Origin of the sequence: Haloferax sp. Atlit-4N, from assembly GCF_003383025.1 — an archaeon.
GTDB lineage: Archaea > Halobacteriota > Halobacteria > Halobacteriales > Haloferacaceae > Haloferax > Haloferax gibbonsii.
In genome coordinates this window covers 1-508 of record NZ_PSYY01000060.1, presented here as the reverse complement: position 1 = coordinate 508, position 508 = coordinate 1, and the positions used below count along the sequence as shown (strand labels likewise).

General features: G+C 59.8%; 1 protein-coding gene. It reads right to left on the bottom strand.

The window, feature by feature from the left end:
- Window positions 1-316: 316 nt before the first annotated feature.
- The coding region (locus C5C07_RS20545) for a heavy-metal-associated domain-containing protein (RefSeq protein ID WP_147302087.1) at window positions 317-508 on the bottom strand (192 nt) is incomplete at its 5' end.

Sequence of the window (508 nt, the reverse complement as noted above, 5' to 3'; positions counted from 1 at the left end):
CCGCCGCAGTGTGTCCTTCGTGCTCCGGGGAGTGGGGATGCTGCTCTGATGACGCGTGGGCTGATGTTCGCGCTTCAGCATCTGCTTTTAGCTGGCAAATTCGACAACAGTAGACGGGTTCTTCGGATTGATGCGAGGAGTTACCCTCTACAGAGGAGGTTTCGGAGTTCTCGTGGTCTGGATTGTTGCTCATGGCGTGGGTTTTGGTGCCGTCCCTCATTATATTGTCCAGACCCTGATACGGCGCGGTACCGTCAAGAGGGCCGGTGTCGAACGAGAACGGCGGGGCGCTTGTGGACGTGCGTTCCGGCGGTTCTCAGGCGTGGGCGGTGTATCCAGCGTCCTCGACGGCTTGAACGAGTGACGTGACGTCAGCATCGCCATCGACGCTCGCCTGTTCGGCCTCGCGATCGGCAGTCGCGTCGGTCACGCCGCTCACTTCTCGAAGCGCGTCTTCGACTGTCTGTTCACAGTGACCGCAGGTCATTCCTTCGACAGTGATGGTCTG